Annotated in this window: 12 protein-coding genes; 6 read left to right on the top strand and 6 right to left on the bottom strand. The window is 65.6% G+C overall.

Annotated elements, in window-relative coordinates; genetic code table 11:
- Window positions 1-268: 268 nt before the first annotated feature.
- The 3 genes from groL to ABDB81_RS05030 form a co-directional block, all read right to left on the bottom strand.
- On the bottom strand, window positions 269-1,912 hold the full coding sequence (groL, locus tag ABDB81_RS05040; protein WP_137927511.1) for a chaperonin GroEL: 1,644 nt from the start codon (window positions 1,910-1,912) through the stop codon (window positions 269-271).
- A gap of 90 nt (window positions 1,913-2,002) precedes the next feature.
- Entirely contained in the window at window positions 2,003-2,293 is a 291-nt protein-coding gene (gene groES, locus ABDB81_RS05035) for a co-chaperone GroES (RefSeq protein ID WP_130390881.1), read from the bottom strand.
- A 278-nt stretch (window positions 2,294-2,571) separates the two neighbouring features.
- A complete protein-coding gene (locus ABDB81_RS05030) occupies window positions 2,572-2,856 on the bottom strand; it encodes an ArsR family transcriptional regulator (RefSeq protein ID WP_137927512.1) in 285 nt (94 codons plus the stop codon).
- A gap of 196 nt (window positions 2,857-3,052) precedes the next feature.
- On the opposite strand from ABDB81_RS05030, the gene ABDB81_RS05025 reads away from it, so the two are divergent.
- Window positions 3,053-3,583, top strand: coding sequence for a sigma-70 family RNA polymerase sigma factor (locus ABDB81_RS05025; RefSeq protein ID WP_137927513.1), 531 nt, complete (start codon window positions 3,053-3,055; stop codon window positions 3,581-3,583).
- Window positions 3,570-3,869, top strand: coding sequence for a zf-HC2 domain-containing protein (locus ABDB81_RS05020; protein ID WP_346810007.1), 300 nt, complete (start codon window positions 3,570-3,572; stop codon window positions 3,867-3,869). The genes ABDB81_RS05025 and ABDB81_RS05020 overlap by 14 nt, the downstream gene beginning before the upstream one ends.
- 69 nt (window positions 3,870-3,938) lie before the next feature.
- Here the strand turns inward: ABDB81_RS05020 and ABDB81_RS05015 are convergent, their stop codons facing one another.
- From ABDB81_RS05015 to ABDB81_RS05005, 3 genes are all read right to left on the bottom strand, one after another.
- The gene (locus ABDB81_RS05015; protein ID WP_137927515.1) at window positions 3,939-6,200 is read right to left on the bottom strand and encodes a xanthine dehydrogenase family protein molybdopterin-binding subunit; all 2,262 of its coding nucleotides are present in this window, start codon (window positions 6,198-6,200) and stop codon (window positions 3,939-3,941) included.
- A 10-nt stretch (window positions 6,201-6,210) separates the two neighbouring features.
- Window positions 6,211-6,669, bottom strand: coding sequence for a (2Fe-2S)-binding protein (locus tag ABDB81_RS05010; protein ID WP_137927516.1), 459 nt, complete (start codon window positions 6,667-6,669; stop codon window positions 6,211-6,213).
- Window positions 6,670-6,835: 166 nt separating this feature from the next.
- Window positions 6,836-7,717: a c-type cytochrome gene (locus ABDB81_RS05005; RefSeq protein ID WP_137927517.1), complete on the bottom strand. Its 882-nt coding sequence runs from the start codon at window positions 7,715-7,717 to the stop codon at window positions 6,836-6,838.
- A 370-nt stretch (window positions 7,718-8,087) separates the two neighbouring features.
- Between ABDB81_RS05005 and ABDB81_RS05000 the strand changes: the two genes are divergently transcribed.
- From ABDB81_RS05000 to ABDB81_RS04985, 4 genes are all read left to right on the top strand, one after another.
- Window positions 8,088-11,450, top strand: a complete 3,363-nt coding sequence (locus ABDB81_RS05000; RefSeq protein WP_346810005.1) for a diguanylate cyclase — start codon at window positions 8,088-8,090, stop codon at window positions 11,448-11,450.
- A 300-nt stretch (window positions 11,451-11,750) separates the two neighbouring features.
- Window positions 11,751-13,067 (top strand): dicarboxylate/amino acid:cation symporter, encoded by a 1,317-nt coding sequence (locus ABDB81_RS04995; protein WP_137927519.1) that lies wholly within the window; start codon window positions 11,751-11,753, stop codon window positions 13,065-13,067.
- 204 nt (window positions 13,068-13,271) lie between these two features.
- On the top strand, window positions 13,272-15,164 hold the full coding sequence (locus tag ABDB81_RS04990; RefSeq protein ID WP_137927520.1) for an ATP-binding protein: 1,893 nt from the start codon (window positions 13,272-13,274) through the stop codon (window positions 15,162-15,164).
- Window positions 15,154-16,503 carry a sigma-54 dependent transcriptional regulator gene (locus ABDB81_RS04985; RefSeq protein WP_137927521.1) on the top strand — a complete coding sequence of 450 codons (1,350 nt, stop codon included), beginning with the start codon at window positions 15,154-15,156 and terminating at the stop codon, window positions 16,501-16,503. Before ABDB81_RS04990 ends, ABDB81_RS04985 begins: the two co-directional genes overlap by 11 nt.
- Window positions 16,504-16,625 lie beyond the last annotated feature (122 nt).

Below are 16,625 nucleotides of genomic sequence, written 5' to 3'. Positions count from 1 at the left end.
CAACAACCTATCGAGGTGTCTGAAAAAACTTGACCAGTACACCCCTCTCCCGCTTGCGGGAGAGGGGTTGGGGGAGAGGGCCAGAGGTTCTGCTTGCCGCCTTGTAGCCATTTGAACTGCCCGCCCTCTCCCCCACCCCTCTCCCAAAGGGAGAGGGGAGAAAATCAAAAACAAGCGATCCGGGAGCAAAAACAAAAACCCCCGAGGGCTCACGCCCTCGGGGGTTTTTTCGACAGTCAGGCGGGTTGGCCTGGCAGTCCGGCGCGATTTACATCATGCCGTCCATGCCGCCCATGCCACCCATGCCGCCCGGCATTGCCGGCGCCGATTCTTCCTTGGCGGTTTCCGCCACGGCGCAGTCGGTCGTCAGCATCAGCGAAGCCACCGAAGCGGCGTTCTGCAGCGCGGTGCGGGTCACCTTGGTCGGATCCAGCACGCCCATTTCCACCAGGTCGCCGTACTCGCCCGAAGCCGCGTTGTAACCGTAGTTACCCTTGCCTTCGATGACCTTGGCCACCACGACCGAAGCTTCTTCACCAGCGTTCAGCACGATCTGGCGCAGCGGCTCTTCCATGGCGCGCAGCACGATCTTGATGCCGGCGTTCTGGTCCGGGTTGGCACCGGTCAGGTTCGAGATGGCAGCACGTGCGCGCAGCAGGGCCACGCCACCGCCAGGAACAATGCCTTCTTCCACGGCAGCGCGCGTAGCGTGCAGCGCATCTTCCACGCGTGCCTTCTTTTCCTTCATTTCGACTTCGGTGGCAGCGCCAACCTTGATCACGGCAACACCGCCGGCCAGCTTGGCCACGCGTTCTTGCAGCTTTTCACGGTCGTAGTCCGAAGTGGCTTCCTCGATCTGGGCGCGGATCTGCTTCACACGGCCTTCGATAGCCGAGCCGTCGCCGGCGCCGTCGATGATGATCGTGTTTTCCTTGCCGATCTCGATGCGCTTGGCTTGACCCAGGTCTTGCAGGGTAGCCTTTTCCAGCGTCAGACCGATTTCCTCGGCGATCACCGTGCCGCCCGTCAGGATGGCGATGTCTTCCAGCATGGCCTTGCGGCGGTCGCCGAAGCCCGGAGCCTTGACGGCGGCGGTCTTCAGGATGCCACGGATGTTGTTCACCACCAGCGTGGCCAGGGCTTCGCCTTCCACGTCTTCAGCGATGATCAGCAGCGGGCGGCCAGCCTTGGCGACTTGTTCCAGCACCGGCAGCAGGTCACGGATGTTCGAGACCTTCTTGTCGAACAGCAGGACGAACGGGTTGTCCAGGGCAACAACCTGCTTTTCCGGGTTGTTGATGAAGTACGGCGACAGGTAGCCGCGGTCGAACTGCATGCCTTCCACGACTTCCAGCTCGTCGGCCAGCGACTTGCCGTCTTCGACGGTGATGACGCCTTCCTTGCCAACCTTGTCCATGGCTTCAGCAATGCGCTCGCCGATCGAGGCGTCGCTGTTTGCCGAGATCGCGCCAACCTGGGCGATTTCCTTGCTGGTCGTGGTCGGCTTGCTCAGCTTCTTCAGCTCTTCCACGGCCGAGGCCACGGCCTTGTCGATGCCGCGCTTCAGGTCCATCGGGTTCATGCCGGCGGCCACGAACTTCATGCCTTCGCGGACGATCGACTGGGCCAGCACGGTTGCGGTGGTGGTACCGTCACCGGCGTTGTCGCTGGTCTTGGAAGCCACTTCCTTGACCATCTGCGCGCCCATGTTCTGCAGCTTGTCCTTCAGTTCGATTTCCTTGGCCACGGACACGCCGTCCTTGGTCACGGTCGGGCCACCGAAGCTGCGCTCCAGCACCACGTTGCGGCCCTTCGGGCCCAGGGTCACCTTCACTGCGTTGGCGAGAATGTTCACGCCTTCGACCATCTTGGCACGTGCGGCGTCGCCGAACACTACGTCTTTTGCTGCCATGTCTTGAATCTCCGAATCTGGGAAGACCGTCCCGCGGTCATGGTGGGGACGGTCAGGGAATCTGGTGTGATGCGGTCAGGCTTGCGTCAATTACTTGTTGACGACGGCCATGATGTCTTCTTCGCGCATGACCAGCAGTTCCTGGCCATCCACCTTCACGCCCTGGCCGGCATACTTGCCGAACAGCACGCGGTCACCCACCTTGACGTCGAGCACAATGTTGTTGCCCTTGTCATCCTTCTTGCCCGGGCCAACGGCCAGGACTTCGCCTTGATCCGGCTTCTCGGCTGCATTGTCGGGAATCACGATGCCGGACGCGGTCTTGGTTTCATTGTCCAGACGCTTCACGATCACACGGTCGTGCAGAGGACGCAGGTTCATACGGACTCCTAAATACAAAAAAGTGAGTTTTGATTCACAAAATGGCCGTCATCTTCAACGGCCATCCGGGTTTGGGTCTACCGCAGAGGTGTGACTAACCGGTTGTTAGCACTCTCCCCCAGCGAGTGCTAATTATAGGGACGGGGTATTTCCTTTTCAAGACGCGGACTGAATGGGGGTTTACCCGCGCTCATGCAGATTCACCGCCTTTGACATGAAAAAACCCCGTACCGGGTCACCAGTACGGGGTCGAATCGGGGTCGGGACGGGAGGGAAAGTCAGTCCAGGCCGCTGCTGTCGATATAGCCCAGTGCTTCGCGCACGGCGCGCCTGGCCTTGAGCACGTAGCAGACCTGGCGCTCGCGGACGACCAGCGCCAGGAGGTCGGCCTGCACCATTTCCTGGAAACAGTGGGCTGCATGCTTGTGAGTCAGGCCCGAGACCTCCACCAGCGCCATGGCCGGCAGGCCATCGTCGCCGGCTTCGAGCAAGGCACGACAGATAGCGGCGCGCGCGGGCACCGTCAGCAACGCGAGGGCCAGGGTGCTTTCCTGGGTGTCCATCCGCTCTCTCCCCGAAAAATCTGATCAGTCATCGGATGATGCCCCACCGGGCCGGCATCGTATGCCTGAAACAGACGGTGATTCGAGGGCCGTATCGCCACGGCAACGCTCTGCCCACGCTCTCCGGGTCTACCCCGTTGGCGCGATGCCGGTCCCGGCATAGAATCGTCTGGCGCCAGTACTCTCAAGGGACTGAATGGACGCTGCCAACCCACGCCAACGTTTCGAGACCCAGTTGCTGCCGCATCTGGACGCCGCCCACAACCTTGCCCGGTGGTTGTGCGGCAACGACGAAGACGCCAGTGTCGTGGTGCAGGAAGCCCTTGCACGCGCCTGCCCCCTGTTTGGTAGTGCCCGTGCGGCTCAGCCCCGCCCCTGGCTGCTGGCCATCGTCCACGCCACCTGGCAGTCCCGATATCCTGCGCCGCGCCACGCCGACAACGCCTGGGCGCCCGACACCCCCGATGACGCCACGCAATGGCTCCTCCGCGACGAGGACATCCCCCTTGTCAATGCCGCGCTCGAACGCCTGCCCGTGGCGTGCCGCGAGGTACTGGTCCTGCGCGAGCTCGAAGGCTTGCACTACCACGACATCGCACGGATCGTCGATATTCCCGTGGATCAGGTGGCGTCGCGCCTGGACCATGGCCGGCGCCTGCTGGCGGCAACCGTCGCCTTGATACGCAACATCCCACCCGTCGGAGAGTCCCGTCATGGATTGCATTGAGGCACGCCACCTGCTGCAGGCCACCGCCGACGGCGAGGCGGGCGCAGCCGACAGCGTGCGGCTGGAGCGGCATCTGGAAGACTGCGACAGTTGCGTCGACACGCTGCGCCGCCTCCAGTCGCTGCGGCATGCCGTGCAGCACGCCGCCTCCTACTACCGAGCGCCCGCCGGCCTGCGCGAACACATTCTCGAATCGCTACCGTCATCGCCATCGCTGTCCGAGCCTGGCTGGGACAGTGCGTCCCACCCGCCCGCCGAGCCCGGCTGGCGGCGCTGGTTCAGATAATTCCGAAGCAGCAAAGAAAAGACCCCGCGCGAGGCGGGGTCCTTCCTTATTGCCTGCGCGAACCGACAATCAGGTCAGCACGAACGGCAACTGGCGCTGGCGCTTGCCCGTGAGACGGAACAGCGCGTTGGCCACGGCCGGGGCAATGCCGGGCGTGCCCGGTTCGCCAAGCCCGGTCGGGTTGTCGTCGGACGGCACGAAGAACACATCCACCATGGGTGCGTCCGGCATGCGGGGCGGCGGATAGTCAGGGAAGTTGCTGTTCTTGACCGCGCCATTCTCGATCTCGATGGCAAACCCCGGGCGGGTCATGGCCAGGCCGAAGATGCATCCGCCCTGGATCTGCGCCTCGGCGCCCAGCGGATTGACGACGCGGTTGGCATGCACGCCGGCCGTCACGCGATGCACGCGCGGCTCGCCTTTCACCAGCGACACGTCCACCACGTACGCCACCACCGAGCCGAACGATTCATGCACGGCCACACCCCAGGCGTGTCCCTTCGGCAGTTTCTTCTTGCCATAGCCCGAGCGGTCCACGGCCAGTTGCAGCGCCGCACGGTGACGCGCGTGCTTCTTCTCGTCGAGTTGCGCCATACGCCATGCCACGGGGTCCTTCTTCGCGGCGGTGGCCATTTCGTCAGCCAGCGTTTCCTTGACGAACGCCGTATGCGTGTTACCCACCGAGCGCCACCAGAGCACCGGCACATCCACCTTGGGGTGATGCACCTGCACCTGCAGCGGCACGTCGTAGTCGTTCTCGACGATACCCTCGGTCATCGTGGCATCGACACCGTTCTTGACCATCATCGGCTCGAACGGCGTGCCGGTGATGATCGACTGGCCGACGATCGTGTGCTGCCAGCCCACCACCTTGCCTTGCGCGTCCACGCCGATGCGGGCACGATGCACGTGCAGCGGACGGTAGTAGCCGCCCTTGATGTCGTCCTCGCGGCTCCACATCACCTTGACGGGTTCCGTGTGTCCGCTGGCGACCCACACGCGCAGCACGTTGGCCGCTTCGACGAGGTAGTCAGACGTCGGCACGGCGCGGCGTCCGAAACCGCCACCGGCCATCATCGTGTTCAGCGTGACCTTCTCGGGCGCGAGCTTCAGCGTGCGCGCGATGGCGCCCTGGTCGATGGTCTGGAACTGCGAGCCCACCCACACCTTGACGGCGTTGATCTGCTTGCCAGCCACCTCGGGCTGCAGCGTGCAGTTCAACGGCTCCATTGGCGCGTGGGCCAGGTACGGCACGCGGTATTCGGCGTCGATCACCTTGGCCGCGCCGGCCAGCGCCGAATCGATGCTGCCGCCTTCGAACGGCCGGGCCATGATGCCCGGCTGCGTGGACAGCTTGCTGTACTGATCGAACAGCGCGGCAGTGCTGACTGTGGAGCCCGCGTCTTCCCAGACAATCTCCAGCGCCTCGCGTGCAGTCTTGGCCGGCCAGTAGCCGTCGGCGATCACCGCCACGCCCGTACCGCCACGATCCACGTCGACCAGCAGCACATCGGCCACGCCCTTGATCTTGCGTGCCTTGTCGGCGTTGAACGACTTCACCTTGCCGCCAAAGCGCGGCGGGCGGGCCACCACGGCCACCTTCATGCCCTTGAGGCTCACATCCATGCCGAACACGCCGTCGCCATGCAGCTTGGACGCGGCGTCCAGGCGTGCTGTCGGCTTGCCGACGATGCGGAACTGCGCCGGGTCCTTGAGCTTGACCTCCTTTGGCACAGGCAGCTCCATGGCGGCCGCAGCCAGTTCGCCGTACGTCGCGCGATTGCTGCCGGAGGTGACCACGCCCAGTTGCGCGGTGCAACTGGCCGGGTCGACCTTCCACTTCTGCGCCGCGGCCGTGATCAGCATGGCCCGTGCTCGTGCGCCCAGTTCGCGGTACTGCGTGAACGAATGGTTCAGCGCGGTGGAGCCACCCGTCATCTGGATACCGAACGCGGGGTCCTTGTAAGCGTCGCCAGCCGGGGCCAGCACGCTCGCCACGTTCTTCCAGTCGACATCCAACTCCTCGGCCAGCGCCATCGGCAACGCCGTATGCACACCCTGCCCAAACTCCAGCCGGTTCACCGCAATCGTCACCATGTTGTCCGGCGCGATGCGCAGGAACGCCTGCGGCGCGGGCACGGCCTTGGCCGCGCCCTGCGCCTGCGCGCTGCCTGCCACGCCGGCAATGCCCAGCGCAAACCCACCGCCCGCGAGTCCCGACAGCTTCAGGAAGCTGCGGCGCGACAACGCGCCTGCTGCCTGTGTGTCCTGCGCCGGTTGTTCCGGCGCACCGCTACCGCCCGCCAGGGCTTCAATGCCTCGAATACGCATGGCAATCCCCTCAGGCGATGGCGCGCGCGGCATCCTTGATGGCCGCGCGAATCCGTTGATAGGTGCCGCAGCGGCAGACGTTGCCGGCCATGGCCTGGTCGATATCGGCATCGGTCGGGCGCGGCTTGGTACGCAGCAGGCCCACGGCGCTCATGACCTGGCCGTTCTGGCAATAGCCGCACTGCGCCACATCGTGCTTGAGCCAAGCGGCGAGCACGGCCTTGCCGACCTTGTCGTCGCCCATGCTTTCAATCGTCTGGATCTTGCTGCCGGCCGTGGCCGAGATCGGCATCACGCAGCTACGCGTGGCCTGCCCGTTGATATGGACCGTGCAGGCGCCGCAGGCGGCCATGCCGCAACCGAACTTGGTGCCGGTCATGCCGAGGTTGTCGCGCAGTGCCCACAGCAGTGGCGTGGACGGATCGGCGTCCACCTCCACGGTCTTGCCGTTGAGGGTGAGGGTCGTCATTTGGGGGGTGCTCCTTGGGTACGTGGCCCATGTTTGTTCGCTGCCTGCCGCCCGCTACCGGCCTATGGCAATCCCTGGCCCGAGCGGCAAACCCGTGGAGCATAGTGCAAATATGAAATGCGTGCGCAGGCACACAGACTTTATGTACTTCGCACCATATGCGTGATTATTTCGCTGTCAGGAACAGATATAGCGCGTTGAGGTCGGTGTCGTTCATTTTGGCGAAAGCGCCGAACGGCATCACGCGACTGACGTCGGTGCCATCGGGTCGCTTGCCAGTGCGCATCATCGTCACGAACTGGTCTGCCTGCGGATACGCCTTCATCGCGCCGCCCGGTTGCAGGTCAGCCGCCGGTGGCCAGTCGGGAGGCGCGCCGGGGATATGCCCGCCGCGCAGCGCGGCGCCATGGCACCCCTTGCAGGACTCCGCCACGTAGGCGCCGTACTGGGCGTTGACCGCCGCCGTGACGGCGGGCGCGGGTGGCAGGCTGTGGTCGATCTTCTCGGCGGCGTCCTTGATCACGCCCGCGCCGTACATACCCTGCACGAACCAGGGCAGATGCATGTCGCCGGGCTGTCCGGACGCGGGCGGCAGGCTGCGGACATAGGCCACGAGCGCGCCAAAATCCTCGTTGGACAACCGGTTGTAGTCCTCGCTCGGCATGACCAGCAGCGGCCGGCCGGAGGGGGCCACACCGTGGCGGATGGCACGGTCCCAGTCCTCGGGGCGATATTTGTCGATGGCGGGATTGGCGCGCGTGATGTCGGGCGCGCGCACCCGGAAGCCGTTGGCTTCATCGAACACCTGTTTGCCCGCACCATTGGCGCCGTGGCACTCCATGCAGCCGCGCGATTCGTAGAGATAGCGTCCGTGGGCAATCGCCACGGCATCGGTGGGAAAAGCCACTGGCTGCAGCGCGGGCACTTCCACCGTGCGGACGAGCTTGCGTCCGCCCCACCAGTACGTACTGCCCACGGCGAGCACCACGAACACGATGAAGGCCACCAGCGCGGAGCTGGCAATGCGGAAGAATCGCTTGACGTCCATGGGTGTCCCCCCTGAGCAGCCACCGGTCCAGCCACCGGTCGGCGCCGGCACATTGCACCGGCCCTGCACTTCGCATTCCGTGCGCGATCGTACAGAAGTCAGAAGTCTCGCGCTGGCCTTGATCCGTCAACAGTGTGATTCATATGTACAGTGCGACACCTGACGCGGCGCCCGGATGTGGCGCCCCGCCCCATACCAAAATTCCGCGCCTCGCGCCAGCCTCAACAAAGCCATGGTCTCGCCCTTATCTCAGCCAAAGGATTTCGCCTGGCGGCACTACCATGCCGGCTAGGCTGGACCCGGTGCGACCATCGCCCGCGCCCGGCGCAGTATGCAGACGCGCGCCGCGTGTCCCTGGAAATCGACAGAAATGACGTCTGAAACGGTCGCGCCCCCTTCGACCCAACCGCCCCTGCCTGGCATCGTCAGCTGGCGCCCCCTGCTGCTCGCGGCCGGAGGCTACTTCGTACTGGCCCTCGTCGGCCTGTGGCTGGCGCGCGTGCCTGGCCATGCCGCAGCGGTCTGGATGGCCAACGCGTTCGGGCTGGGGCTGCTGCTGCACCGCTCCCGGCAAGAAACGCCATGGCTGATGGGAGCCATGTTCCTCGGCAACATCGCCGCCGACCTCCTCGGCGGACATCCCATCGGCACCGCGCTGCTGCTGTCGGGCGCCAACCTGATTGAACTCGTGGCCACCGCCGCCGTGCTGCGCAGCCTTGTGGGGCACCCGGTCCTGGCGCGCAGCGGCCAACTGGCGATGTTCGCCCTCACGCTCAGCGTGGCCTCCACGGTGGGGCCGGCCTTGAGCGGGCTGATGGGCGCGTGGATCATCTCTTCCACGTTCGGCACGCCGTTCCTCAAGGTCTGGTGGAACTGGTGGAATGCAGGCGCCATCGGCACGGTGCTGCTGCTGCCGCTGATGGTGTCGATCTCGCGCGAACGCGTGCGCGCCACCTTCGAGCGCACGCGGCTTGCGCGGCTGGGCGGCATGCTGGCACTGTGCGTGGCCATTGGCGCGGGCGCCATCCGCGCCGGGCACGATCCGTTTGTGGTCATGTCGCTGCCGCTGGTGATCGTGGCGCTGGCCAGCAACCCGTTTGCCACCGCGCTGCTGACGCTGCTCTCGGCCATCGCCGCGGAGGGGTTCTCGCTGGCGGCCGGCGTGGATGTCCTGGCATCGCGTTCGGTGCCGCTGTCCGGCGCACTGATCCTGGTGTTCCCGGTCTGCATCGCCTTCATGACCGAGCAGAACCGCAAGGGACGTCACGAACTGCGCAGCAGCGAACAGCGGTTCCGGCAGGCGCTGGAGCACTCGGCCATCGGCATGGCCATCGTCGGGCTGGACGGCCGCTGGCAGATGGTCAACCGCGCCATGGTGGAACTGCTCGGGTACACCCCCGACGAATTGCGCGACCTGCCATTCCAGTTGATGACCCACCCCGACGACCTGGCCGCCGACCTGCGCCAGATCGAGGGCCTGCTGTCCGGCGAGATCGACTCGTACCGGCTGGAAAAACGCTACCGGCACAAGGACGGCCACTACCTGTGGACCCTGCTCGCGGTATCGCTCGTGCGCGACGACGAAGGCCGGCCCGACCACTTCATCTCGCAGGTGGAGGATATCCACACGCGCAAGCTCGCCCAGCAGCAACTGGAGGAACTGGCGCGGCGCACGCAACTGGCTGTGGAAGCCGGTGGCGTGGGCATCTGGGAGTGGGATTTCTCGCAGGCGTCGATCACCTGGGATGCACGCATGCACGGCCTGCACGGCACGCACCCGGAACTGGGGCCGCCCACGCTGGCCCAGTGGATCGCGATGGTTCACCCCGAGGATGTGAGCCGCGTCAGCGCGGAGATGCGCCAGGCCATCCGGGGCGAGCGCCGCTTCGATACGGAATATCGCATCGTGCGTCCCACGGGCGAGATCCGCCATGTGCGCGCCATGGCCAACACGTCGCGCCGCGAGGACGACACCACCAACGCGCTGGTGGGCACCAACTGGGACATCACCGAGCAGCGCAACCTGACGCGCGCGCTGTTCGAGGAAAAGGAGCGGCTGCACATCACGCTGCGCTCCATCGGCGACGCCGTGATCTGCACGGACCCGGTCATGCGCGTGACGTTCATGAATCCGATTGCCGAGCAGTTGACCGGCTGGAGCATGGACGCCGCCATGGGGCAATCGCTGGACTTGGTCTTCCGCATCGTCGACGAAGACACCGACCTCACCATCCCCAGCCCCGTGGAGCAATGCCTGGAGACGCTACGCCCTGCCTACCTGCAGGAAGGCGCCGTGCTGCAGAGCCTGACCGGCGAGCGCCACGACGTGCAGGATTCCGCCGCGCCCGTGCTGGCCAACGATGGCGGCGTGCTCGGTGCAGTGCTGGTGTTCCAGGACATCACCACCTCGCGCGCGCTGCAGCGTGAGCTGGCCCACTCGGCCTCGCACGATGCGCTGACCGGCCTGCCCAACCGCGCCTGGTTCGAGAAGCGCCTGCGCGAGTCGTGCGAGCAGGCGCGCCTGCACGGCCACCGCGCCGCGCTGTGCTTCATCGACCTGGACCGCTTCAAGATCGTCAACGACACGGCTGGCCACGGCGCGGGCGATGTCCTGCTGCGCGAGCTGGGCTATGTGATCCGCCATCAGGTGCGCCCCGACGACCTGCTGGCGCGGCTGGGCGGCGACGAGTTTGCGCTGCTGCTCAAGGACTGCAGCATCGAGCATGCCGAGCAGGTCTGCCAGAAAGTCATCGATGCCGTGCGCGAGCGGCGCTTTCCGTGGAACGGCCGCGTCTATGACGTGGGCGCGAGCATCGGCATCGCCGCCATCGACAACGACATCCCCTCGGTCAGCGAACTGATGAGCCGCGCCGATGTGGCGTGCTACGCCGCCAAGGCCGCCGGCCGCAACCGTGTCTCGCTCTATCGCCGCGACGAAAGCGATGCCCGCCGCCATCATCGCGAGCTCGAAGTGGCCGCCGGCATTCACTCGGCACTCGACTCCAACCGCTTCCGGCTCTATGCGCAGGAGATCCGCTCGCTGCGCCCCGGCCAGGACGATGCCCAGCACGTGGAAATCCTCGTGCGCATGGTGGACGAGCAAGGCACGCTGATCATGCCGGGCGCGTTCATCCCGGCTGCCGAGCGCTACGACCTGATGGGCCATATCGACCGCTGGGTCATCCGCAATGTGCTGCAGCAGTATGGCGAACGGCTGGTGCGCGTGCCGGGGTTGTCTGTCTCGATCAACCTCTCTGCCAACTCGCTCGGGGAACCCTTCCTGCTGCCGTTCCTGCACGCCGCGCTGGAGGATTCCGCGCTGCCAGCGAACCGCATCCGACTGGAAATCACCGAGACTGCGCTGATCAACAACATGACCGCCGCCAGCCGCGTGGTGGCCGACATGCGCAGCGCCGGCTGCACCGTGGCGCTCGACGATTTCGGCGCAGGCCTCTCCTCCTTCGCCTACCTCAAGCAGTTCCCGGTGGACTATCTCAAGATCGACGGCAGCTTCATCCGCAACCTGACCCGCAACGCCGTGGACCGCGAGATCGTCAGCTCGATCAACGACATTGGCCACCGCCTGGGCGTGCGCACCGTGGCCGAATGGGTCGAGGACGAATCCACGCTCCACACCCTGCGCGCGATTGGCGTGGACTACGCGCAGGGCTATGCGATTGGCAAGCCGATGCCGCTGGAGGCGTTCCTGGATAGTTGCGAGGCGGCGGCTTAGCTAACTTCCTCTGGTTTGCTCCCCTCTCCCGCGTGCGGGAGAGGGGAGCAAGTCACACGAACGCGACCCCACGTTCGGAAACCCGAACACTCCCACCCCTCCCCAGTTCGGATTTCCGAACATTACGTCCTCGTCACACTAAAAATCCCTTTGTTTTCATCGCTTTACGCCATCGCCCTGGCGTGAGAAAGCTGGCACGTCTCGTGCACTCTAGGCGCCGCCGCAGGAATAACCGCTGGCCGCGCCGTCCCCCGAATGCCGCGCGCGCCACGCCAGAGACAAAGGAGGGATGTACCCACGATGACAAAACGACTGCCAACCCTGATCTTCATCGCGATGCTGCTGGGCGTGCTGGCCGGCACCGCCGCGCACAACATGGCGCCGGACGCCGCCGCTGCCAAGGCGATTGCCGACAAGCTCTCGATCCTGACCGACGTGTTCCTGCGGATGATCAAGATGATCATTGGCCCGCTGGTGTTTGCCACGCTCGTATCGGGCATTGCCAGCATGGGCGACGGCAAGGCCGTGGGCCGCATCGGCCTGAAGGCAATGGCATGGTTCATGGCCGCCTCGGTCACCTCCCTGCTGCTGGGCCTGATCATGGCCAACGCGCTGGCGCCGGGCCACGGCATGAATCTGCCGCTGCCGGCCGCGGATGCTGCGTCGAACCTGAAGACGGGTGCGCTGAACCTGCGTGACTTCATCGCGCACATGTTCCCGAAGAGCTTCGTGGAAGCAATGGCCAACAACGAGATACTGCAGATCGTGGTGTTCTCGCTGTTCTTCGGCTTTGCGCTGGGCACGATCAAGGATGGCGTGGGCAAGCCGGTGCTGGCTGGCGTGGAAGGTCTGGCCCACATCATGCTCAAGGTCACCAACTACGTGATGGCTTTCGCGCCGTTTGGCGTGTTTGGTGCGGTGGCCGCCGTGATCACGGCGCAGGGCCTGGGCGTGCTGGTGGTGTACGCCAAGCTGCTGGGCGCCGTGTATCTCTCGCTGGGCCTGCTGTGGATCGCGCTGATCGCCGGTGGCTTCTTCTTCCTGGGCCGTGACGTCTTCACCCTGCTGCGCCAGCTGCGCGCGCCGCTGATGATCGGCTTTGCCACGGCCAGCTCGGAATCGGCCTATCCGAAGGTCATCGACCAGCTCACGCGCTTCGGCGTGAAGCCGCGCATCACGAACTTCGTGCTGCCCCTGGGCTATTCGTTCAACCTGGACGGGTCGATCATGTACACCTCGTTTGCCGCGCTGTTCGTGGCCCAGGTGTACGGCATCGAGCTGTCGCTGTCGCAACAGATCACGATGCTGCTGGTGCTGCTGGTGACCAGCAAAGGCATCGCTGGCGTGCCGCGCGCATCGCTGGTGGTGGTGGCCGCCGTACTGCCGATGTTCGGCCTGCCCGAGGCCGGCATCCTGCTGGTGCTCGGCATCGACCATGTGCTCGACATGGGCCGCACTGTGACCAATGTGCTTGGCAATGCCATTGCCACGACCGTTGTCGCCAAAAGCGAGAACGCGATAGGCGCGCCGGAACTGGATGACGAGATCGATTCCATCGAACCCTCGCCAGCCGCCGACGCCGGCCTGACACCCGTTCAGGTCCTGGCCAGCAAGTAACACGCTGCCAGGTGCGCCGGGGCCCGGTTGCCGATCAGGCTGCCGGGCCTTTTTGCGTTTACCACACCGCTTTTATGGGGCTTATCACCCGTTCAGGTCTTGGGGGTAGTGTGGGTGTGGTAAAACGTCGCCTTGCCGGTGACGCCTCGTCGGTTCTCAGATGCCCGATACGCCACCCGCAGCTTTCGCCTCCCCCGATTCCGCATGATTTTGTCCCCATCCGACGGCGCCACGCCCTCCACCCCGCGGTGGCGCCGCATCGTTCCGTTTGTCGCCCTGCTCGCGCTGGCTGTGCTCATTGCCGGTGCCGGCTGGCTGGGCTACCGCTATACGTACGACGCCGCGCTGGGGCGCCAGGCCGAACGCGGCCAGGTGCAGATGCGGCTCTATGCGCAGGCACTCGAAAGCGAGCTGGCGCGTTATGACTATGTGCCGAGTTTGCTGTCGCTGGACGCACGCATCGACGCGCTGCTGCGCCAGCCGTCCGCACCCGACCGTGTCTCGCAGGCCAACGCCTATCTTGCCGCGCTGAACGGCCGGGCCGGCACCCGCGTGATCTACGTGCTGGACGCCCGCGGCAAGGTACTGGCCACCAGCAACTACCAACGCCCGGACAGCTACCTCGGCGAAGACCTGAGCTTCCGTCCGTATTTCCGCGCAGCAGTCGAAGGCCAGCTTGGCCGTTTCTACGGCGTGGGCACCACGCGCAGCGAGTCCGGCTACTACCTCTCCGCACCGCTCGGTGACCGCGATCATCCCCTCGGCGTGGCCGTGGTCAAGATCGGCCTGGAACCGCTGGAAAACCGCTGGCAGGGCAACGACAGCCAGATGCTGCTGGCCGATGAAAACGGCGTGGTCATCCTCGCGTCCGATCCTTCGTGGAAGCTCGCCGCGCTGCGCCCGCTCTCTGACGACCAGCGCGTCAAGCTCGATCGATCCCTGCAGTACAACCGCGCCCCGCTGCCGCAACTGGCGCTGAGTACCGTGCGTCCGCTGGCCAACGGACCAGCCCAGGAGGGCGATGCCCTGGTGCGGCTGCGACAGGGTCCGCCGATGCTGGCGCAGCATCTGGCGCTGCCTGGCACGGACTGGGACCTGACGCTGCTGACCAACACGTCGCAGGCGCGTGTGGCTGCGCTGAACAGTGCCGCGCTCGCCGGCGTGCTCGCTGCCTTCGTGCTGCTGCTGGGCGCCGCATGGAACGTGCGCCGTCGTATCGCCAGCGAGCGGCTGGCCGCACGCGCCGCGCTCGAAGCGGCCAACAGCGAGCTCGAACGCAAGGTGGCGGAACGTACGTCGGACCTCTCCACCACCAATCATCAATTGCAGGCCGAAGTGGCCGAACGCATTCGCACCGAAAACTATCTGCGGCAGGCGCAGGACGGCCTGTTGCAGGCCGGCAAGCTCGCCGCCGTGGGACAGATGTCGGCCGGCATTGCCCACGAACTGAACCAGCCGCTGGCCGCGCTGCGCACGCTGTCGGGCAATACCGGCAAGTTCCTGGCGCGCGGCGACTACGGTACGGCCCAGCAGAACCTGGAAAAGATCATCGGCCTGGTGGAGAGAATGGGCCGCATCACGGGCGCACTCAAATCCTTCTCGCGCAATCCTGCGGCCGGCCAGCAGCAGGCGGCACAGCTTGCCGACGCCGTGGACAACGCCCTGTTCCTGCTCGATACCCGCGTGGCAGCGGTGGCAGCACGCATCGAGCGCGATGTCGGCACGCACCTGTCCGTGGCCTGCGATCCGAACCGGCTCGAACAGGTGATCGTGAACCTGATCGGCAACGCGCTCGATGCGGTGAAGGACCAGCCGGCACCGCTGCTGTCGCTCCACGCGTTTGAGGCGGGCGGACTGGTTCACCTGACCGTGCGCGACAACGGGCCAGGGTTGTCCGAAGCCGCCTTCGCGCGACTCTTCGAACCATTCTTCACGACCAAGCCCGCAGGCGAAGGGCTTGGCCTCGGGCTGACGTTGTCCGCAGGCATCCTCAATGAGAACGGTGGAACGCTGACCGCCATCAATCATCCGGACGGCGGCGCGTGCTTCACGCTGGCGCTTCCACCCGCACGCGAGGGCCTACGTCATGTCGGCTGATCCGAACCAGCGTCAGGAGGGCGGACTCGCCGTCCTGATCGTCGAAGACGATGCCGACGTGCGCCTGGGATGCGAGCAGGCGCTCGGCCTCGAAGGCATCGCCACGCAGTCGGTGCCCAACGCCGAAGCGGCATGGCGCGAGATCGAGGCAGGCTTTGCCGGCATCGTGGTCAGCGACATCCATTTGCCCGGTGCCGATGGCATGTCGCTGCTGCGCGATATCGTGGCGCGCGACCCGGCCATGCCGGTCATCATGATCACCGGCCATGGCGATGTCTCGCTGGCCGTACAGGCCATGAAACAAGGCGCCTACGACTTCATCGAGAAACCGTTCTCGCCGGAGCGGCTCGTCGCCACCTCTCGCCGTGCGCTGGACAAGCGCCGGCTGGCGCTGGAAGTGGCGGACCTGCGTGCGCGCCTGGCCGGACGCGATGGGCTGGCAGCGCAACTCATCGGACATTCGCCGGCCATCGAACGGCTGCGCCGCATGATCGACAGCGTGGGCGATACGGCCGCCAACGTGCTGATCCACGGCGAGACCGGCACCGGCAAGGAACTCGTGGCGCGCTGCCTGCACGAAGCGAGCGCCCGCCGCGCGAAGCATTTCGTGCCGATCAATTGCGGCGGCCTGCCGGAGCAATTGTTCGAATCCGAAATCTTCGGGCATGAGGCGGGGGCCTTCACCGGCGCCGCACGGCGCCGCATCGGCAAGATCGAACACGCCGAAGGCGGCACGCTGTTCCTCGACGAGATCGAGAGCATGCCCATGCCGATGCAGATCAAGCTGCTGCGCGTGCTGCAGGAGCGCGTGATCGAGCGGCTCGGATCGAACCAGCCCGTGCCGGTGAACACACGTGTGGTGGCGGCCACCAAGGCAAACTTGCGTGCGATGGCCGACGCGAGCCAGTTCCGCGCGGACCTGTATTACCGGCTCAACGTGGTGACGCTGGAACTGCCGCCGCTGCGCGAGCGCCGCGAGGACGTGCCGCTGCTGTTCGAGCATTTCCTGGCCCAGGCGGCACTGCGTTTCGAGCGCGAGGCCGTGCCGGCGACCCCGGGCGAACTGGCTGCACTGGTTGCCTACCCATGGCCCGGCAACGTCCGCGAACTACGCAACCTGGCCGAACGCCACGTGCTGGGCCTGGGCTGCGATCCGACGCAAGGCACGACGGCACCCGCTGCACTGCCGTTGCCACAGGCCGTGGAGCAGTTCGAGCGCGCGCTGATTGCCGATGCACTACGTCGTCACGACGGCAACCTGACGCGTGCCGGCGATGCCTTGGGGGTGGCAAAAACCACGCTGTTCGACAAGGTCCGCAAGTACGGGCTGTCCGGCTAGGACGCCTGGCTCATGGCGGTTGTAGCAAATGTATGCCGTGGGGAACCGTGGCACGGAATGCAAGGTCTGTCATTCGTTGGGAAGCCATTCAGACATGTCTGCATACATGTCGCTCGTCATGC

The organism is Cupriavidus sp. DL-D2 (assembly GCF_039710735.1).
GTDB lineage: Bacteria > Pseudomonadota > Gammaproteobacteria > Burkholderiales > Burkholderiaceae > Cupriavidus.
This window is presented reverse-complemented; position numbering and strand designations above follow the sequence as displayed.